Raw genomic sequence first — 18217 nt, 5'->3', positions numbered from 1 at the left:
CCCGCATCCGCTCCGCGGCCTGAGTGAAGTGCCGCGCCTCGGCCACGGCCATGAAGTAGGCCAGTTGCTGGAGCTGCACATTCAATAGCCTAGGGCTATCGCCAAAGTCGGCTCGATGCGCCCCCGTTGTGTGGACGCGATGTGAAATTCGTCGCACACCCTCGGGACCTTCGACTCTTGGAAACCGTGCGGGACAGAGCGCATAGCCGGGGGCTATCGAAACCAGACCTGTCATGACTTGGACGTCTGAACAGCACGAACCTAGCGTGTGCATTCGTGACTGCCACTGTTGACCACTCTGTGGACTCCGCTTCCGTGGATCGCGGCTCGGCGACCGCTCCGGTTCCCACGCATGACGCACCTCGTAAGCCCGTCGGGCCCGCGCCGCGTACGCCCTCCCGTCGCGGCCTGCTCGGCACCTCGGCCGGCAGGAAGGCCGTCATGGCCGTCACGGGCGCGGCTCTCGTGCTCTTCCTGATCGGCCACATGCTGGGCAACCTCAAGATCTTCTTGGGCGCCGACTCCTTCAACCACTACGCCGACTGGTTGCGCACCGTGGGCTCGCCCGCGCTGCCGAACCGGACCCTGTTGACGATCACCGAGATCGTGCTCGTGGTCTGCGTCGTGCTGCACATGTGGGCGGCGGTGTCGCTCGCCCGCCGGGCGGCCAAGGCGCGGCCCGTGAAGTACGCGGCCAAGCGGAAGTCGCAGGCCAACGGGTATGCCACGCACACCATGCGGTATGGCGGCGTGATCATCGTGCTGTTCGTGATCTGGCACCTGCTGGACATGACCTTCGGCACCGTGAACCCCAAGGGCGGCGACGCCACGCCGTACGACCGGATGATCGCCGGCTTCCAGCCCGACCGCTGGTGGGTGGCGCTGTTCTACCTCGTCGCCATGGCGATGGTCGGCCTGCACCTGCGCCACGGCCTGTGGAGCGCGTTCCAGTCGCTCGGCCTGACCCGCCGCCCCCGCGTCCGCAGCACGCTGCAGACGACCGCCGTCGCGGTCTCCGCGGTGCTGGTGCTCGGGTTCGTCTCCGCGCCCGTCTGCATCCTGATCGGAGTGGTCAAGTGAAGTTCCGCCGCCGCGCCCAGCAAGACAACCAGCAGGAGAACCGGCAGGAGAACGTCCAGCGGGAGAGCCGGGGCGCAGAGCCGGCCATCGTCGGGCACTACCGGGTCGGCGACCCCATCCAGGACACCAAGGCCCCGGCGGGCCCGATCGAGGACCGCTGGGACAAGCGCCGTTTCCAGGCCAAGCTGGTCAACCCGGTCAACAAGCGCAAGCTGACCGTCATCGTCGTCGGCACCGGCCTGGCCGGCGGCTCCGCCGCGGCCACGCTCGGCGAGCTGGGATACAAGGTCAAGTCGTTCTGCTACCAGGACTCGCCCCGGCGGGCCCACTCCATCGCCGCGCAGGGCGGCATCAACGCCGCCAAGAACTACCGCGGCGACGGCGACAGCGTCTACCGGCTGTTCTACGACACGGTGAAGGGCGGCGACTACCGCGCCCGCGAGTCGAACGTCTACCGCCTCGCCCAGGTCAGCGTGAACATCATCGACCAGGCCGTGGCGCAGGGCGTGCCGTTCGCCCGCGAGTACGGCGGCCTGCTCGACACCCGGTCGTTCGGCGGCACCCAGGTGTCGCGCACCTTCTACGCCCGCGGCCAGACGGGCCAGCAGCTCCTGCTCGGCGCCTACCAGGCCCTGGAGCGGCAGGTCGCGGAGGGGAACGTGGAGGTCCACACCCGCCACGAGATGCTGGAGCTCATCGTCAGCGGCGGCCGGGCCCGGGGCGTCGTGGTCCGCGACATGGTCACCGGCGAGATCGAGACCCACCTCGCCGACGCGGTCGTGCTCGCCAGCGGCGGCTACGGCAACGTGTTCTACCTGTCCACCAACGCCAAGGGCTGCAACACCACGGCGATCTGGCGGGCGCACAAGAAGGGCGCCTACTTCGGCAACCCCTGCTACACGCAGATCCACCCGACCTGCATCCCGCAGAGCGGCGACCACCAGTCGAAGCTGACGCTGATGTCGGAGTCGCTGCGCAACGACGGCCGGGTGTGGGTGCCGAAGCTCAAGGGCGACGACCGGGCTCCCGGCGACATCCCCGAGGACGAGCGCGACTACTACCTGGAGCGCATCTACCCGGCGTTCGGCAACCTCGTGCCGCGTGACATCGCCAGCCGCGCCGCCAAGAACGTCTGCGACGAGGGCCGCGGCGTCGGTCCCGGCGGGCTCGGCGTCTACCTCGACTTCGCCGACGCCATCAGGCGGATGGGCCGGGAGGCCGTCGAGAAGAAGTACGGCAACCTCTTCGAGATGTACGAGCGCATCACCGGCGAGAACCCGTACGAGGTGCCGATGCGCATCTACCCGGCCGTCCACTACACGATGGGCGGGCTGTGGGTGGACTACGACCTGCAGTCGACCATCCCCGGGCTGTTCGTGGTCGGCGAGGCCAACTTCTCCGACCACGGCGCGAACCGCCTGGGCGCCTCCGCCCTCATGCAGGGCCTCGCGGACGGCTACTTCGTGCTGCCGACGACGATCGGCGACTACCTCGCCGGGGCCGGCGCGTTCGGGCCGGTCGAGGAGGGCGACGTCGCGAAGGCCAGGAAGGCCGTCCAGGACAAGATCGACAAGCTCCTGTCCGTGAACGGCAACCGCACCGCCGACTCCTACCACCGCGAGCTCGGCCGGATCATGTGGGACTACTGCGGCATGGAGCGCACCGAGGAGTCGCTGCGCAAGGCGCTGGAGCGCATCCCCGAGCTGCGCGAGGAGTTCTGGAACAACGTCAAGGTGCCGGGCGACGCCGAGGGGCTCAACCAGGCGCTCGAACGCGCCGGCCGGGTGGCCGACTTCTTCGAGCTCGCCGAGCTGATGTGCGTCGACGCTCTGCACCGTACGGAGTCGTGCGGCGGTCACTTCCGGGCCGAGTCGCAGGACGCGGACGGTGAGGCGCTGCGGGACGACGAGAACTTCGCCTACGTCGCCGCGTGGGAGTGGACTCCGGAGGGGCCGGTCCTGCACAAGGAAGAGCTGAACTACGAGTACGTCAAGATGACCCAGCGGAGCTACAAGTGAACCTGACCCTCAAGATCTGGCGGCAGAACGGCTCGTCGGACAAGGGACGGATGGTGACCTACCGGGTCGAAGACGTCTCTCCGGACATGTCGTTCCTGGAAATGCTCGACGTCCTCAACGAGCGGCTGATCCTGGAGGGCGACGACCCGGTCGCCTTCGACCACGACTGCCGCGAGGGCATCTGCGGCATGTGCGGCATGGTCATCAACGGCGTCGCGCACGGCGAGCAGAAGCTCACCACGACCTGCCAGCTGCACATGCGGCACTTCAAGGACGGCGACGTCATCACGATCGAGCCGTGGCGGGCCGCGGCGTTCCCGGTGGTCAAGGACCTCGTCGTGGACAGGTCGGCGTTCGACCGGATCATCCAGGCGGGCGGCTTCATCTCCGTTCCCGCCGGGTCCGCCCCGGAGGCGCACTCCGTCCCGGTGCCGAAGGCCGACGCCGACGCCGCCTTCGACGCCGCGACCTGCATCGGCTGCGGCGCCTGTGTCGCGGCCTGCCCGAACGGCTCGGCCTCGCTGTTCACCGCGGCGAAGATCACGCACCTGAGCCTGCTGCCGCAGGGGCAGCCGGAGCGGGAGTCGCGCGCCAGGGCGATGGTCGAGCAGATGGACGCCGAGGGCTTCGGCGGCTGCACCAACACCGGCGAGTGCACGGCGGTGTGCCCCAAGGGCATCCCGTTCGACACGATCGCTCAGATGAACGCCGACTACCTCAAGGCCGCCTCCAAGTAACACCCGAGTGAACGCACGGCCGGCGCGCGGATCCACTCCGATCCACTCCGATCCACACGGATCCACACCGCGCGCCGGTCGTGTCGTCGCTGCCGGAACATAATCACCTCTCCTCCCGGGTAACGTGTGATTTGTGTTGGCGTAACACGCCTGCCGTGTCCCCGCAGGCGAGGGAGTGAGCATGCCCGTGACCGGTCCACGTTCCACCTTGAAGGTCGCGTCCGCAGTCGACGGCGCGGCCGTCGTCGTGCGAGTGGAAGGCGATCTCGACGCCGGCACCGTCCACCTGCTTCACGACGAGTTGCATCGGGTCTGGGAGTCGTCGGGGACGTCCGTCCTCGTGATCGACGTCGCCGAGCTGGAGTTCTGCGACTCGCGCGGGCTGAGCGAGCTGATCTCCGCGTTGCAGCGCGGCCAGGCCCTGAACGTCCGGTTGATGCTGAGCGGCGTGCAGGGCGTGCTGCGCCGGGTGCTGACGATCACCGGCCTGCGCAACGTGTTCGAACAGCACCCGACGGTCGCCGAGGCGCTCGGCCACGCGGCGGACGCCGGCCCGCGCCTCCCTCGGTCCGGCGGCGAGCCCGACTCGGACTCCGATCCCGGTGGGTTGTACGAGATCGCCGGCGACCGCTGATCACTACTGGCCTCCGCCGTCCCGTCCTTCTTGCCTCCCTCTGCCTTGCGGGGTAAGTAGAGGTGTAACTTCTCTGTAGATCTTTGACCAGGAAGATCTTTCGGCACGAGGACAGGCGATGACGACGAGACTTGGCGTCACGGTGAGCCATGAGGCGACGCACACTCTCGTCACTCTGACCGGCGAGCTGGACGTGATCTCCGGCGAGCGGCTGCGCACCCTGTTCGGCAAGTTGTCGGAGGAGGGCGGCACCCGGCTGGTCGTGGACACCTCCGAGCTGACCTTCTGCGACTCCATGGGACTGCGCCTTCTTCTGGAGGCGCACGACCGCGCCGTGGAGGCGGGCGGGTTCATGAAGCTCGCCGGCGTTCGGGGCGTCTTCCGGAGGATCCTCACGGTGACCGGGCTGCACGCGGCGTTTCCCATCTACGAGACCCTCGCGGACGCCCTGGCGGCCCTGGACGACTGACACGGACGGCTGACGCCGGTCAGAGGACGCTCCTGACCTCCGCCCGGAGCTCGGACAGGTCGACCCCGGCGTCGGTCAGGATGCGGACACCCAGGCCCTCGCCCTCCCGGATGACGCCGAGGAGGATGTGCCCGTCGCGGATGTCCCTGCTCTTGAGCGCGACGGCCTCGCGCAGCGCGAGTTCGAGCGTCTTCTTGGCCCGGGGGCCGAACGGGGCCCGGCGCCCGCTGACGAGGACCCCCCGACGGCCGCGGCGCGGCTCCCGGTCGAGGGCCCCGACGCCGAAGACCTCCTCGATCCTCTCCCGGACGGCCGACAGGTCGATGCCGATGGTCTCCAGCGCCTCGGCGTCGATGTCCCCGCCCGTGGCGTCGCCGAGGATCCGGACGACCTCCGCCCGCACCCGCTCATGATCGACGCCCCGTGCCGCGAGGAGCCGGGCGGACAGCGTCTCCGGGCGGCTCAGCAGGCCGAGCAGGAGGTGCTCGGTGCCCACCTGCCCGTGCCGGAGTTCCCTGGCCTGCTCGTTGGCGTGTATGACGACCTGCCGCGCGTCGTCGGTGAACCTTTCCAGCATCTACTTCTCCCGTCTCAGCAGTCCTCGCCCGCCCGCGTACTTCTTGTGCACCGCCTGCCGGGACACCCCGAGCAGGAGCGCGATGTCCTGCCACGACCACCCCGCGGTGCGTGCGTTCTCCACCTGCAGCGCTTCGAGCCGTTCCACCAGGAGCCGCAGGGCCCGTACGGCCCGCAGGCCGACGGCCGGATCGCGGCTGCCGGCGTCGCTCGCCAGTTGTGCCGTATCGCTCATGTCGTCAACATAGGTTGACAACCTCTATATGTCAACCACGGTTGACGCAGGGAAAACGGTTTGCCCCTCGACCTGCGTATTTGCGAGTCTGGAACGACCATGCGCTCTCTTCCTGTGGCCGATCCCGGCAGTCCCGACGCTCGCGGGCCGCTGCGCTACCTGTGGTGGGTGGCGCGCGGCCAGGCCGCTCCGATGCTGACCGGAGCCGGCCTGGCGGTGCTGTGGTGGCTGGGGCAGGCGCTCGTGCCGGCGGCCCTGGGCAAGGCGATCGACGCGATGGCCGCGCGGGACACGGGCACGCTGCTCAGGTGGTCGGCGGTGGTGCTCGGCCTCGGCGTGGTCCAGGCGGTCGCCGGTGTCACGCGTCACCGCTTCGCCGTCTTCGCCTGGCTGTCGGCGGCCTACCGCACCGTGCAGGTGACCGTACGGCAGGCGGCCAGGCTCGGGGCGACGCTGCCGAAACGCCTGTCGACGGGCGAGGTCGTCAGCGTGGGCAACTCGGACATCGCGCACATCGGCAACGCCATGGACATCCTCCTGCGCGGCACCGGCGCGGCCGTCGCCATCGTCGCGGTGACCGTGATCCTCCTCGCCACCTCGGTTCCGCTGGGCCTGGTCGTGCTGGTCGGAGTGCCGCTGATGGCGGCCGCGGTGGGTCCTCTGCTCAAACCGCTGCACCGGCGCCAGCACGAGCAGCGCGACCTGCAGGGCGACCTGGCCACCAGGGCCGCCGACATCGTGGCCGGCCTGCGGGTGCTGCGCGGCGTCGGCGGCGAACAGGTCTTCGCCGCGCGCTACCGCGAGGAATCGCAGCGCGTGCGGCAGGCGGGCGTGCGGGTGGCCTCGGTGGAGTCCCTGCTGGAGGGCGCCCAGATCCTGTTGCCCGGCGTGCTGATCGCGTGCGTGACCTGGCTCGGCGCGCGCTTCGCGCTCGACGGCCGCATCACGCCCGGCCAGCTCGTCGCGTTCTACGGCTACGCGGTCTTCCTGATCGCGCCTCTGCGTACGCTGACCGAGGCCGCCGACAAGGTGACCAAGGGGCACGTGGCGGCGCGCCGCGTCTGCCGCATCCTGTCGCTGGAGCCCGAGATCACCGGCGGCGACGGCCGCTTCTCCGCGGGACCGAACACGCTGCCGGGCATGCTCCGCGACGGCGAGTCGGGCGTCGAGGTCCGGCCCGGCCGGCTGACGGCGCTCGCGGCGGCCGCGCCGGAGGACGCCATCGCCATCGCCGACCGCCTGGGCAGGTTCGCCCCCGGCGACGTCACGGTCGGCGGCGCGCCGCTGGCGGAGCTGCCGCTCGCCGAGGCCAGGCGGCACATCCTGGTGGCCGACAACGGCGCGCGGCTGTTCACCGGACGGCTGCGCGACGAGCTCGACGTGCGGGGAACGGCCACCGACGAGGACGTCCGCCAGGCGCTGTACGCCTCGTGCGCCGAGGACATCGTGGCGGCGCTGCCCGAAGGCCTGGACGCGCACGTGGCCGAGTCGGGCCGCGAGTTCTCCGGCGGTCAGCAGCAGCGGCTGCGGCTGGCCCGGGCGCTGCTCGCCCACGCGGAGATCCTGATCCTGGTCGAGCCCACCAGCGCCGTCGACGCGCACACGGAGGCGCGCGTCGCCGAACGTCTGGGCAAGGCGCGGGCGGGCCGCGCGACTCTGGTCTGCACGACCAGCCCGCTCGTGCTCGACCGGGCCGACCACGTGCTGTACGTCGAGGGCGGCGTCGTACGGGCCGAGGGCAGCCACCGGGCGCTGCTGGAGACCGAGCCCGCCTACCGGGCCACCGTCACACGCGAGTTGACGCGAGGGGAAGACTGAGCATGGCCCGCGAGATCCTGCCGGTCGCCGACAGGGCGCAGGTGCGCGCCTACGCGCGGCGGCTGACGTTGAAGTATCCCCGCGAGCTGGGCCTCGCGCTGGCCCTGCACGCGCTGGCGGCGGTCGCCGGGCTTGTCGCGCCCCGCATGCTCGGCGACCTGGTGGAGGGCCTGGCCAAGGGCCGGACCGACCTGCGCGTGGACGCCGTCGCCCTGACCATCGCCGCCTTCGTGGTCGCGCAGGCCGTGCTGATCAGGTTCGCGGTGTACGCGTCGTCGCGGCTGGGCGAGAAGGTGCTGGCCGAGCTGAGGGAGGACTTCGTCGGCCGGGTGCTCGCGCTGCCGCTCTCCACGGTCGAGCGGGCCGGTTCCGGCGACCTCATCACCCGTACGTCCAGAGACGTGGACGCGCTGTCCCGGAGCGTGCGGCACGCCGTGCCCGAGACGCTGATCGCGGTCGTGACCGGCGCCTTCGTGGTCGGCGCGGTGATCCTCGTCGGGCCGGTGATGGCGGTGCCGTCGCTGGTCGCCGTGCCGCTGCTGTGGGGCGCCACCCGGTGGTATCTCAACCGCGCAAGGGACGGCTACCTGCGGGAGAACGCGGCGTACGCCGACATGACCGAGGGCCTGGCCGAGACCGTCGAGGGTGCCCGCACGATCGAGGCGCTGGGGCTGGAGGGCCGCCGCCGGGACCGTACGGACCGGGACATCGCCCGGTCGTTCGCCGCCGAGCGGTACACCCTGGGCCTGCGCATGGTGTGGTTCCCGGCCGTCGAGTTCGGCTACGTGGTCCCGGTCGTGGCGACCCTGCTCATCGGCGGGCTGCTCTCCATCGAAGGCTGGGTGACGGTGGCCCAGGTGACGACCGCCACGCTCTACGTGCAGCAGCTCATCGACCCGCTCGACCGGCTGCTTTCGTGGGTGGACGAGCTCCAGGTCGGCGGGGCCTCGATGGCCCGGCTGCTGGGCGTGGCCAACGTGCCCGACGACCGGGTCGCGGGCGACGCCCGGCCGGTGGGGGAGGAGCTGAAGGTCAGCGGCGTGCGGTACGCCTACCGTGAGGGCCGCGACGTGCTGCACGGCATCGACCTCGACGTACGCCCGGGGGAGCGCCTGGCCATGGTCGGGCCCTCAGGGGCGGGCAAGTCGACGCTGGGCCGCCTCATCGCCGGGGTGCACGCGCCGGGGAGCGGGTCGGTCACGGTCGGCGGGGTGCCGCTGGTCGAGCTGCCGCTCGACGAGCTGCGCGGGCACGTCGCCCTGGTCACCCAGGAGCACCACGTGTTCCGGGGGACGCTGCGCGACAACCTCCTGATCGCCAGGCCCGACGCCTCGGACGCCGAGGTGCGCCGCGCGCTGGAGGCCGTGGACGCCTGGGAGTGGGTGGCGGCCCTGGGCGATGGATCCGGCGAGGAGTTGAACACCGCGGTGGGCTCGGGCGGCACGGCGATCTCCCCGGCCCAGGCGCAGCAGATCGCGCTCGCCCGGCTGGTGCTGGCCGACCCGCACACGCTCGTCCTGGACGAGGCCACGTCGCTGATCGACCCGCGGGCCGCCCGCCACCTGGAGCGGTCGCTCGCGGCCGTGCTTGAGGGCCGTACGGTGATCGCCATCGCGCACCGGCTGTACACGGCGCACGACGCCGACCGGGTGGCCGTGGTGGAGGACGGCCGGATCAGCGAACTGGGCTCCCACGACGACCTGGTGGCGGCGGGCGGTGCCTACGCCGCGCTGTGGGACAGCTGGCACGGCACCGCCCGGTAGTCCCGTCAACCGGTGATGTGCAGCGACTTCTTGAGGAAGTCGAGCTGCAGGAGCAGCAGGTTCTCCGCGACGACCTCCTGCGGGGTCATGTGGGTGACGCCCGACAACGGGAGCACGGTGTGCGGGCGGCCGGCCGCGAGCAGGGCCGACGACAGCCGCAGCGTGTGCGCGGCGACCACGTTGTCGTCGGCCAGGCCGTGGATCAGCAGAAGCGGGCGCTCCAGCTTCTCGGCGTCTCCCTTCTCCGCGTCTCCCTTCTCCGCATCGGCGAGGAGCGACGAGCGCTCGTAGTGCCCCTCGTCGGGGTGGCCGAGGTAGCGCTCGGTGTAGCAGGTGTCGTACAGGCGCCAGTCGGTGACCGGCGCCCCGGCGACGGCGGCGTGGAACACGTCGGGGCGGCGCAGCACGGCGAGCGCGGCGAGGTAGCCGCCGAACGACCAGCCCCGGATCGCCACCCGGGAGAGGTCGAGGTCGCCCGGGTGCAGGGCCGCCACGCCCTGGAGGGCGTCCACCTGGTCCTGCAGCGAGATCGTGAAGTCGTGCAGCGTCTCGCGTTCGAAGGCCGGGCCGCGCCCCGGCGTGCCCCGCCCGTCGGCCACGACCACCGCGAAGCCCTGCTCGGCCCACCACTGGGACTCCAGGAACATCCGCCGGGCCGACAGCACGCGCTGGGCGTGCGGCCCGCCGTACGGGTCCATCAGGACGGGCAGCGGGCCCGAGCCGGGCACGTGCCACGAGGGCAGCAGGACCGCCGTGGACAGCTCGCGCGAGCCCGCCCGGACGAGCGACACGCGCGGCTCCAGTCCTGGGCGCTCGGCGAGGGACCTGATCGATACTGCCCCGACTGAAACCGTCGTTCCCTCGGTGTCGAGGCTCTGCCGGGCGACGAGCGTCACGCCGCCCGCCCGGCGGCCGGAGTGGACGCCCGGTTCGGTCGTGACGGCGCTGATGGTGCCCGCCGCGTAGGTCCACAGATGGATCTCGGTGGGCTCGCCGCTCGCCTGGAAGAGCACGGTGTCGCCGTCGACGTCGAGCACCGCGCGCACCTGCAGGGACGGCGGCGTGACCGGCTCGTCGCCGACCACGAGGCGGTGGCCGCCGTCGGCGTCGGCCACCCATACGAGCGTCCCGTCGGACAGGCGGGCCGGGACACCGGTGACGATGTCCACCCAGGCGGGGTCGGTGTCCTCGCGCAGGAGCGTCGTCTCGCCGGTGTCCGGGCCGACGGACAGCAGGCGCATCGTCCGCTGGTCCCGTGAGAGCGTGACGATCGCGAGGCCGTGTGCGTCCCAGGCCGCCGTCACCAGGTACTCCTGCTCGAACGGCACCGCCGTACGCGCGCCGTCCAGGCCGATGACGTGCAACGTGACCTCGGCGTTGGCCGTGCCGGCGGCGGGGTAGCGCTGCGGGACGGGCTGACGATCGGGGTTGGCCGGGTCGGCGATGTGCCACAGGGGCACCGGAGACTCGTCCACCCGGGAGACGAGCAGGCGGTCGCCGGAGGGCGACCACCAGTAGCCGCGCATCCGCTCCATCTCCTCGGCCGCGATGAACTCCGCGAGGCCGTAGGTGACCAGCTCGCTCTCCGGCTCGGCGAGCGGGGTGTCCGCGCCGGTGGCGATCTCCAGCACGTGCAGGGCGCCGCCCGTGACGTACGCGACCCGCGCGCCGGTGGGGTCGAGCCGGGGGTCGATGACCGGCCCGGCCGCCGGGAGCCGCCGCACCTCGCCCGAGGCGAGACCAGCCAGGTAGAGGTCGCCAGACAGCGCGAAGACGGCCTGCCGGACCTCCCGGTCCGTGGCGTACGCCACCACGCCGCCCGCCGACTCCCGCGACCGCTCGCGGCGGGCGCGCTCCTCCGGCGGCAGGTCCTCGTCGGCGGCGCCCAGAGCGAGGGGATCGACGACGAGCCGCTCGGCTCCGGACGCGACGTCCAGCTCCCACAGGCAGGTCACCGGGTCGGCGCCCGATCTCGTCCTGAGGAAGGTCACCCGACCGCCGTCAGGGGAGATCGTGAAGTTGCGCGGCACCCCGAGGGTGAACCGCCGGGTCCTGGCATGCAACCGTGGGAAGCTCTCCGTCATAGCTCCTCATACTGCCAGCACGAGGGCACTACCCTCGGAGGCATGACTGACCGTCGCTTGCTGCTCGTGCACGCCCACCCCGACGACGAGTCCATCGGCACCGGCGCGACCATGGCCAAGTACGCCGCCGAGGGGGCGCACGTGACGCTCGTGACCTGCACCCTGGGGGAGGAAGGCGAGGTCATTCCCCCGGAGCTCGCCCACCACGCCGCCGACAGGGACGACACGCTCGGCCAGTACCGCATCGGCGAGCTGGCCGCCGCGTGCAAGGCGCTCGGCGTCACCGATCACCGCTTTCTCGGGGAGGCCGGCCGCTGGCGCGACTCGGGCATGATGGGCGCGGCGACCAACGACCGCCCCGGCTGCTTCTGGCGGGCCGACCTCGACGAGGCCGCGGGCGAGCTGGTCAAGGTGATCCGCGAGGTCAGGCCCCAGGTCCTCGTCACCTACGACGAGAACGGCTTCTACGGCCATCCCGACCACATCCAGGCGCACCGCGTCTCCTGGCGGGCCTTCGAACTGGCCGCCGACCCCGCGTTCCCCGGCGGTGAGCCGTGGCGGATCGCCAAGTTCTACCTCACCGCCATGCCCAAGTCGGTGCTGCGGCGGACCATCGAGACCATGCGCGAGGCCGACGTCGACTTCTGGGTGCCTGAGTCGATCGACGACATGCCGGGATGCGCCGACGAGGACGTGACGACGGAGATCGACGCCCGGCCCTACGTGGAGGCCAAGCTCGACGCGATGCGGGCGCACGCGACGCAGATCGCCGTGGACGCGCCGTGGTTCGCGCTGTCGAACAACGTCGGCCAGCAGGCCCTCGGGATCGAGCACTTCATCCTGCGTGCCGGGGTCCCCGGCAAGCCCGCCATCGGCGCCCCGCCCGAGGTGGGAGGCCTGGGCGAGCCCTACGACCGTGAGACCGACCTGTTCGCCGGCATCGGCTAAATTGGCGGCATGACCCAGGAGACGCAGGTCGCCGTCGAGACCGAGGACGCTCCCGGCCCGCTGGCCGGGGCCGTGACCGGTGCGGCGTACGGCGTGCTCTTCCTGCTGGGCGTGGTGCTCGGCGTCGTCGGGGGCTTCCAGCACGCGTGGTACGCCGGGCAGGTGCCGGTCGCCGCGATCGCCTGGCTGGTCGCCCTGTTCGCCGTGCCGTACGTCATGGGCTGGATGATGGGCAGCAAGCTGGGCGCGCTCGTTCCCGCCGCCGGCTGGCTCCTCGTGTCGTTCCTGCTGGCCACGCCGCAGCGGGCCGGCGACCTCGCCATCGCGGGCAACTCCGCCGGCTACTGGTACCTGTACGGCGGCGCCGTCGCCGTCGCGGCCGCCGTGGTCGTCACCCGGTCCGCCGGTTCGTGGCTGCTGAGGTCGTACGGCCGGGTCTGAGCTTGCCCGTGCTTGCCCGTGCTTGCCCGTGCTTGTATAGGCGCGGCCCCTCGCCGATCCTGGGGACATGCGGCGGTCGCACCGGGTCCGGCAGGTCATCAACTACGTCAACCTCTCCACGCCCCTCGGGCTGCTGATCGCGCGGATCGGCGGAGCCCGCACCCGCAGGGGGGAGCGGGGTCTCGTCTACGCGCACGGCTACCGCATCCCGTTTCCCGTCGCCGGGGCGTTCACCGTGGGCAACGTGATCCTGACCAAGCACGGGGAGGGCTATCTCACGGGCTGCCTGCTCGACCACGAGTCCCGCCACGCCTCCCAGTACGCGTTCTGCGTCGGCCTGCCCATGCTCGTGCTGTACGTGCTCGCCTCGGCCGCCTCGTACGCCGTCTGCGGCCATCCGGCCTCGTGGAACCTTTTCGAACGGATGGCCGGCCTGGACGACGGTGGTTATCCCCGGGTGCATCCCTGGTGGAGGAGAAGGTGGAGGAGATCGCGTTCCATCTGAAGGCGGAGGAAACATGGAGGGAATCGACCGGTCGTAGGAGGAATATTTTCGGCTCTGCGGGGATCATGGAGAGCGGAAGGGAGTTCCCCATGTCGCAGACGATTCAACCGGAAAGCCCTGAGGCGCCAGAAATCCCCGTTTCTCCCGTTCCGAAAGCGCCGAGTGCGCCGATTGTTCGGCCTGCCGGACCCCGCCGGTGGCCGTCCAGCTTCGCCGACAGGCTGACCGCCCCTCTTCCGGACTTCCGCGAGGTCACCAGTGTCATGTGGCACGGGCAGCTGCGGCCCGACATCGGTGACAGCGACCAGATTCCCGTCCACCGTGTCGGCCTGCCCCGCGCCGCCGCGACCGAGACCGTGGTGACCTGGGTCGGCCACGCGACGTTCGTTCTCCAGATCGGCGGGCTGACCGTGCTGACCGATCCGGTGTGGTCCCGCAAGATCCCCGGTGTGCGCCAGCGGCTGACCCCTCCTGGAGTCGCCTGGTCCGACCTGCCCGAGGTCGACGCGATCGTGATCAGCCACAACCACTACGACCACCTGGACGCGCCGACGATCCGCCGTCTGCCGAGGGACACGGCCGTCTTCGTGCCCGCCAAGCTCGGCGGGTGGTTCCGGCGGCGCGGCTTCCGCGACGTGACCGAACTGGACTGGTGGGAGTCGGCTCGCCTCGGCGACGTGACGTTCGACTTCGTCCCGGCTCACCACTGGAGCCGCCGTACGCTCTGGGACACCTGCCGCACCCTCTGGGGCGGATGGGTGCTCACCTCCCCCGAGCGCCGGGTCTACTTCGCCGGCGACACGGCCTACGGGGAGCGGTTCGCCCAGATCGGCGAGCGTTATCCGGGCATCGACCTCGCTCTCATGCCGGTCGGCGCCTACGAGCCGCGCTGGTTCATGAAGGTCTCCCACGTCGACCCCGCCCAGGCCGTGCAGGGCTGCCTCGACGTGGGCGCGCGGCGGATGGCCACCATGCACTGGGGGACGTTCGTGCTGTCGGGCGAGCCGTTGCTGGAGCCCGTGCGCGAGGCCCGCGCCGTATGGGAGTCACGCGGCCTCGACCCCGCCGACCTGTGGGACCTCGCCGTCGGCGAGAGCCGTACGCTGCCCTGACGGGACGGCCCGGATGGCGCTTGCGGGAGGGCGGCTGCGGTTCCGGCTGTGGCTACGGCCGCTCTCCGAGCATCGCCGCGGCGTTGGCCAGTCGCGTCCGCAGATGCCGCCGGAACGCCCGGAGTTCGGGGCCGTGTGTTTCGATCATCGTCTGCTGGGCCTCGATCTCCGTCGTCAGCCGCACGGTCAGGTAATCCACCTGCAGCTTGCAGCGCATGTCCGCCGCCGCGGTGGCCGCCTCCCGCTCGTCACCCGGTTCCCGCCGGGCGTCGCGTAGGTGTAGCCGGCCCTCTTCATGCAGGCGCTCCACGCCGCGTTCACCGCCTTCACCCGAGGATCGGTGAGCGCTTTGTCGTACGCCTCCGTGCCCAGCCGGACGACCAGCGACTCGGCGTCGGGCGGGAGTCCTTCCATCGCGCGCCGGTTCGCCGCCCCGATGCAGCCGCCCTCCGGCACGCGGATGCCCCTGACCGTCTTCGGCCCCTGCCCGCTCAGGACGGCCTGCTCCTCAATCGGGGGCATGCCCGTACCGCCCGGCACGGGCGACGCGGCACGGCGAGCGAAAGCAGACGGAAGCGCGAAACATCATGCACGCCTGCATTCTTTTCCCGGAGGGCTCTGCTCGGGTAATCAAGGAATTTACGGAATGGCGAACCGTGCATTTCCGAGCGGCGGCAACGGGCCCCGGCCCAGCCGGCGTGTCGAAGGTGCCGCCGGAAAGCGGCACCGGCGGCCCTGGCACAATGCGGCCATGAGCTTCGCGACCGCTGATCTCTACGACGCCCACGGCGACGCGCTGCGCAGTTGCGTCACCCAGTTCCGCTCGTACGGCTCACGCGCGCGATTCTCCGGCCAGATCTCCACGGTCCGCTGCCTGGAGGACAACGCGCTCGTCAAGCAGGTGCTCGCGACGCCGGGCGAGGGCCGGGTGCTGGTGGTCGACGGCGGCGGCTCGCTGCGCACGGCGCTGCTCGGCGACATGATCGCGACCTCGGCGGTGGAGAACGGCTGGGCGGGCGTAGTGATCTATGGCGCGGTACGGGACACGGCTGCGCTGGCCGACCTCGACCTCGACCTCGGCGTCAAGGCGCTCGGCGCCAATCCTCGCAAAAGCGCCAAGACCGGCCTGGGGGAGATCGACGTCCCGGTGACCTTCGGGGACGTGACCTTCGCTCCGGGAGAGTGGCTCTACAGCGACGAGGACGGCATCCTTGTCAGCGACCACCGCCTCGACATCTGAGCTCCCGGCGACTGTCCGTGCCGCCACCCGGCCCGCTAAATACGTAGCCGCCGGACCTTGATGTGGGTCGGCTGGTAGGTGAAGGCCCAGCGGTCGGTGCCGGCTTTGCGGCGGGTGTAGCGGTCGGGGTGGCGGTAGCGGTCGCGGTTGTGGAACTGGCAGGCCGGTCCGAGCAGCTTCAGGTCGGTGAGCCCGCCGTTGCTCCAGTTGTCGGCGTGGTCGATCTGGCACATGGTGGCGGGCAGTGGGCAGCCGTCGATCCAGCAGGTGGCGTAGCGGGCGAACACGGCCCTGCGCTGGGCGGGGGTGGCCAGGCGGACCTTGCGGCCCATGTCCAGCACCTGCCCCTCGGCGTCCATCACCAGGCGGACCAGGGTGCTGGTGCGGGCAAGGCGGTGCACGCTGGAGACCGGCAGCATCTGCCCGGTCGCCAGCAACACCCCCGGCGCCGCCCCCAGCAGCGTTCCTGGCGTTGTTCCCGATAGCCTCCCCGGTGGTGTCCCCGTTGCACACGAGCACCGCGCCTCGCCGCCGCACCCGCACACGCCCTGGTCATCCGCGTCCTGCTGAGCCTGGCCCTGCTCATCGCAGCCTTGCCCATCGCAGCCTGGCTCCTGGCGGCGGCCCGGCTCCTGGCGGCACTGTCCACAGCGCATGTCGCCGTTGTCCTGGGGCGTGCTCTGCGCATGCCGACAGTCCCCCGCAGGCCGATGCCCGGCGTGGGCGTGATGCGCAGCGGCATCCTCGGGAGGAGGATCAGGCCGCGCTGTCTGCGAAGGTGAACCGGCATCTGCCCCGGCGTCACCGCAGTCGTCGTAGTCGTCGTAGTCGGCGGGGTCGGCAGGATGGCACAGGCGCTCATCCTGGGCAGGTGCGGCAGCGCCGGTGCTGCCCACATCGCAGGGGCCGCCCATCTCGCCGAGGGCACAGCCACCGGCATCTTCGACGTCGCCAGGATCGTCAGCGCTTCCGGTGTCACCGGTGGCAACGGTGCCCTGGCGGTCGCGGCCGTCCTCGTCGGCCTCGGCGCCCTCCGCGTCCTCGGCATCCTGGGCGTCCTGGGCGTCCTGGGCGTCGTGGGCGTCGTGGGCGTCGTCAATGTCTTCGGGATGGTCGGGGCCGGGATGGTCGGGGCCGGGGTGGTCGGGGCCGGGGGCGGCGGGTTCGGCGGCGGCGGGTTCGGGGTCGGTGGGGAGGGATTCGGCGGTGACCAGGACCAGGAGCTCAGCGGCGATCTTCTGCTCCAGCAACGCGATGAACGCATCCGCCTGCCGGACCCGCAACGGCCGGTCGTCCCCTTCTGCGCGCGGCTTGGCATAGGCGTCCAGCAGGGCCCGCAGCCGGGCGGCCGCCTCACGCGGCAGGTAGAACTCCCCCTCCACGCCCCCACCCCTGGTCGGGCGGACCCTCAAAAACCGCCGCCCGAAGTCGGCCCGCTCATCGCGGTCCTCACCGTCGGGATCCAGCACCGCCCGCAGATAACGCCCGGCTTTGGCCACCTCCGCCGCACCCGCCTGACCCGCCAACTCCAGCAAAATCGACTCAGCCAACCCCGCATGCTCATCACTCAACTGCGCGGTGGCCGCGCAGATCGCCTCCACCACCCCCGCCGCCAACCCACCCGCAGCGAACCGCTCCCGCACCCGAGGCAGACGCGCCAACTCCACCGCCAGCATGATCAGACGCCCCGCCCCCGCGACGCTCATGCCTCCGGCGGTGCGCAACCAACTACGGGTCGAGGCATGCCCATGCCGCTTGGCCCGCCCCGCACCATGCACCCGCCCCACCCGCTCAGCAAGAGCACACGTGATCCGATCACGCGCGAACAGCAACTCCTCAGCCTCGGCAAGACAGACATCCACATCGTCCGGCACCGGCGCCAACGCCAACGCCTGCGCCGACTCACGAAGAGAACCCACCAGCACCCACGACGATCGGCCCCGACCGGCACCTGATCCACAAGGACCGGCTCCCGAGCCATCCGCGGCACCTGCACCGTCCTCAGCGGCATCACTGTCAGCGGTCTCGCTGCCGGCGGCGCCCGGGACCTCCTCGTTTTCGGCTCCACAGTCGCAGGAATGTGAGTCCCTGGACGCCCACAACGGCGAGTCAGCGGTCAACCGGTCCCACCAGTCGCCGTCAGTGTTGTTCGAACGACGAGAGCGGTCAGGATCGATCGCGAAGAGATCCACCAAGCCCTCCTCGCTGGATTCGAATACTTGTATGAATTCTTTCACGCCACCATGCCTTGCACACCCGGTGAGCAGCGAATTGTTGGAGCGACAGGTCGAGCTGTCCGGCCGCGCGCTTGAGGCCCGCGAGGGCCGGCCGTCCGGGGTGTCCCTCTCACAGCCGCGTTCAACGCCCCGCGGGTTACGGGCTCGGGCGCCAGGGCAGGGCAGGGCAGGGCAGACGAGCGTGCGGGAAAGGAGCGAAGGTGGCTGCCGGGGCCGTCCAACATGCCAGGCGCTGACGCGGCGTCCGCCTGCCTACGGGCCAGACGTGGACCCGCTGCCGGGCCGGCCGTCGCTACGCGAGAAGCGGACAGGCCGGCCCG

General features: G+C 71.2%; 17 protein-coding genes. 12 read left to right on the top strand and 5 right to left on the bottom strand.

Annotated features, from left to right (window positions below; all coding sequences use genetic code 11):
* The first annotated feature begins 276 nt into the window (after positions 1–276).
* From FH610_RS34045 to FH610_RS34025, 5 genes are all read left to right on the top strand, one after another.
* Positions 277–1080, top strand: coding sequence for a succinate dehydrogenase cytochrome b subunit (locus FH610_RS34045; protein WP_240809365.1), 804 nt, complete (start codon positions 277–279; stop codon positions 1078–1080).
* An 86-nt stretch (positions 1081–1166) separates the two neighbouring features.
* On the top strand, positions 1167–3098 hold the full coding sequence (locus tag FH610_RS34040; RefSeq protein ID WP_139579349.1) for a fumarate reductase/succinate dehydrogenase flavoprotein subunit: 1932 nt from the start codon (positions 1167–1169) through the stop codon (positions 3096–3098).
* Positions 3095–3835: a succinate dehydrogenase/fumarate reductase iron-sulfur subunit gene (locus tag FH610_RS34035; RefSeq protein WP_139579333.1), complete on the top strand. Its 741-nt coding sequence runs from the start codon at positions 3095–3097 to the stop codon at positions 3833–3835. The genes FH610_RS34040 and FH610_RS34035 overlap by 4 nt, the downstream gene beginning before the upstream one ends.
* Before the next feature lie 187 nt (positions 3836–4022).
* On the top strand, positions 4023–4469 hold the full coding sequence (locus FH610_RS34030; protein ID WP_240809364.1) for an STAS domain-containing protein: 447 nt from the start codon (positions 4023–4025) through the stop codon (positions 4467–4469).
* 118 nt (positions 4470–4587) lie between these two features.
* Entirely contained in the window at positions 4588–4938 is a 351-nt protein-coding gene (locus FH610_RS34025) for an STAS domain-containing protein (protein WP_139579331.1), read from the top strand.
* A 19-nt stretch (positions 4939–4957) separates the two neighbouring features.
* Here FH610_RS34025 and FH610_RS34020 read toward each other — a convergent pair whose 3' ends face one another.
* Together FH610_RS34020 and FH610_RS34015 are read right to left on the bottom strand one after the other, a co-directional pair.
* The gene (locus FH610_RS34020) at positions 4958–5515 is read right to left on the bottom strand and encodes a Clp protease N-terminal domain-containing protein (RefSeq protein ID WP_139579330.1); all 558 of its coding nucleotides are present in this window, start codon (positions 5513–5515) and stop codon (positions 4958–4960) included.
* Entirely contained in the window at positions 5516–5749 is a 234-nt protein-coding gene (locus FH610_RS34015; RefSeq protein WP_079316659.1) for an RNA polymerase subunit sigma-70, read from the bottom strand. It abuts the gene before it with no gap.
* Positions 5750–5848: 99 nt separating this feature from the next.
* Between FH610_RS34015 and FH610_RS34010 the strand changes: the two genes are divergently transcribed.
* Both FH610_RS34010 and FH610_RS34005 read left to right on the top strand, forming a co-directional pair.
* Complete coding sequence (locus FH610_RS34010) at positions 5849–7567, top strand: ABC transporter transmembrane domain-containing protein (RefSeq protein WP_139579329.1); 1719 nt, start codon at positions 5849–5851, stop codon at positions 7565–7567.
* Positions 7568–7569: 2 nt separating this feature from the next.
* Entirely contained in the window at positions 7570–9330 is a 1761-nt protein-coding gene (locus FH610_RS34005; protein WP_139579328.1) for an ABC transporter ATP-binding protein, read from the top strand.
* Between the two features lie 5 nt (positions 9331–9335).
* Here FH610_RS34005 and FH610_RS34000 read toward each other — a convergent pair whose 3' ends face one another.
* The gene (locus FH610_RS34000) at positions 9336–11414 is read right to left on the bottom strand and encodes a DPP IV N-terminal domain-containing protein (RefSeq protein ID WP_139579327.1); all 2079 of its coding nucleotides are present in this window, start codon (positions 11412–11414) and stop codon (positions 9336–9338) included.
* Positions 11415–11456: 42 nt separating this feature from the next.
* On the opposite strand from FH610_RS34000, the gene mshB reads away from it, so the two are divergent.
* The 4 genes from mshB to FH610_RS33980 all read left to right on the top strand — a co-directional run bounded on the left by mshB (position 11457) and on the right by FH610_RS33980 (position 14420).
* Positions 11457–12362, top strand: coding sequence for an N-acetyl-1-D-myo-inositol-2-amino-2-deoxy-alpha-D-glucopyranoside deacetylase (mshB, locus tag FH610_RS33995; RefSeq protein ID WP_139579326.1), 906 nt, complete (start codon positions 11457–11459; stop codon positions 12360–12362).
* A 9-nt stretch (positions 12363–12371) separates the two neighbouring features.
* A complete protein-coding gene (locus FH610_RS33990; protein WP_139579325.1) occupies positions 12372–12803 on the top strand; it encodes a DUF6113 family protein in 432 nt (143 codons plus the stop codon).
* 67 nt (positions 12804–12870) lie between these two features.
* Positions 12871–13308, top strand: coding sequence for a hypothetical protein (locus FH610_RS33985; RefSeq protein WP_139579324.1), 438 nt, complete (start codon positions 12871–12873; stop codon positions 13306–13308).
* 263 nt (positions 13309–13571) lie between these two features.
* On the top strand, positions 13572–14420 hold the full coding sequence (locus FH610_RS33980) for an MBL fold metallo-hydrolase (RefSeq protein WP_240809363.1): 849 nt from the start codon (positions 13572–13574) through the stop codon (positions 14418–14420).
* Positions 14421–14472: 52 nt separating this feature from the next.
* Here FH610_RS33980 and FH610_RS33975 read toward each other — a convergent pair whose 3' ends face one another.
* A complete protein-coding gene (locus tag FH610_RS33975) occupies positions 14473–14730 on the bottom strand; it encodes a hypothetical protein (protein ID WP_139579322.1) in 258 nt (85 codons plus the stop codon).
* A gap of 441 nt (positions 14731–15171) precedes the next feature.
* Between FH610_RS33975 and rraA the strand changes: the two genes are divergently transcribed.
* Positions 15172–15660 carry a ribonuclease E activity regulator RraA gene (gene rraA, locus FH610_RS33970; protein WP_139579321.1) on the top strand — a complete coding sequence of 163 codons (489 nt, stop codon included), beginning with the start codon at positions 15172–15174 and terminating at the stop codon, positions 15658–15660.
* A gap of 35 nt (positions 15661–15695) precedes the next feature.
* On the opposite strand, the gene FH610_RS33965 is transcribed toward rraA, so the two are convergent.
* On the bottom strand, positions 15696–17534 hold the full coding sequence (locus FH610_RS33965; RefSeq protein WP_139579320.1) for an HNH endonuclease signature motif containing protein: 1839 nt from the start codon (positions 17532–17534) through the stop codon (positions 15696–15698).
* Between the last annotated feature and the right edge of the window lie 683 nt (positions 17535–18217).

The sequence above is a fragment of the Microbispora catharanthi genome (assembly GCF_006334915.2).
In the GTDB taxonomy this organism is placed as follows: domain Bacteria; phylum Actinomycetota; class Actinomycetes; order Streptosporangiales; family Streptosporangiaceae; genus Microbispora; species Microbispora catharanthi.
The sequence above is the reverse complement of the archived record's forward strand: the minus strand, read 5'-3'. Positions and strand labels throughout refer to the sequence as shown.

Bases quoted from the DNA above. Each gene is read 5' to 3' on its own strand.
- FH610_RS34010 (WP_139579329.1), top strand. From the start codon at position 5,849: ATGCGCTCTCTTCCTGTGGCCGATCCCGGCAGTCCCGACGCTCGCGGG.
- rraA (WP_139579321.1), top strand. From the start codon at position 15,172: ATGAGCTTCGCGACCGCTGATCTCTACGACGCCCACGGCGACGCGCTG.
- FH610_RS34025 (WP_139579331.1), top strand. From the start codon at position 4,588: ATGACGACGAGACTTGGCGTCACGGTGAGCCATGAGGCGACGCACACT.
- FH610_RS34015 (WP_079316659.1), bottom strand. From the start codon at position 5,749: ATGAGCGATACGGCACAACTGGCGAGCGACGCCGGCAGCCGCGATCCG.
- FH610_RS34020 (WP_139579330.1), bottom strand. From the start codon at position 5,515: ATGCTGGAAAGGTTCACCGACGACGCGCGGCAGGTCGTCATACACGCC.
- FH610_RS33985 (WP_139579324.1), top strand. From the start codon at position 12,871: ATGCGGCGGTCGCACCGGGTCCGGCAGGTCATCAACTACGTCAACCTC.
- FH610_RS33980 (WP_240809363.1), top strand. From the start codon at position 13,572: ATGTGGCACGGGCAGCTGCGGCCCGACATCGGTGACAGCGACCAGATT.
- FH610_RS33990 (WP_139579325.1), top strand. From the start codon at position 12,372: ATGACCCAGGAGACGCAGGTCGCCGTCGAGACCGAGGACGCTCCCGGC.
- FH610_RS34000 (WP_139579327.1), bottom strand. From the start codon at position 11,414: ATGACGGAGAGCTTCCCACGGTTGCATGCCAGGACCCGGCGGTTCACC.
- FH610_RS34005 (WP_139579328.1), top strand. From the start codon at position 7,570: ATGGCCCGCGAGATCCTGCCGGTCGCCGACAGGGCGCAGGTGCGCGCC.
- mshB (WP_139579326.1), top strand. From the start codon at position 11,457: ATGACTGACCGTCGCTTGCTGCTCGTGCACGCCCACCCCGACGACGAG.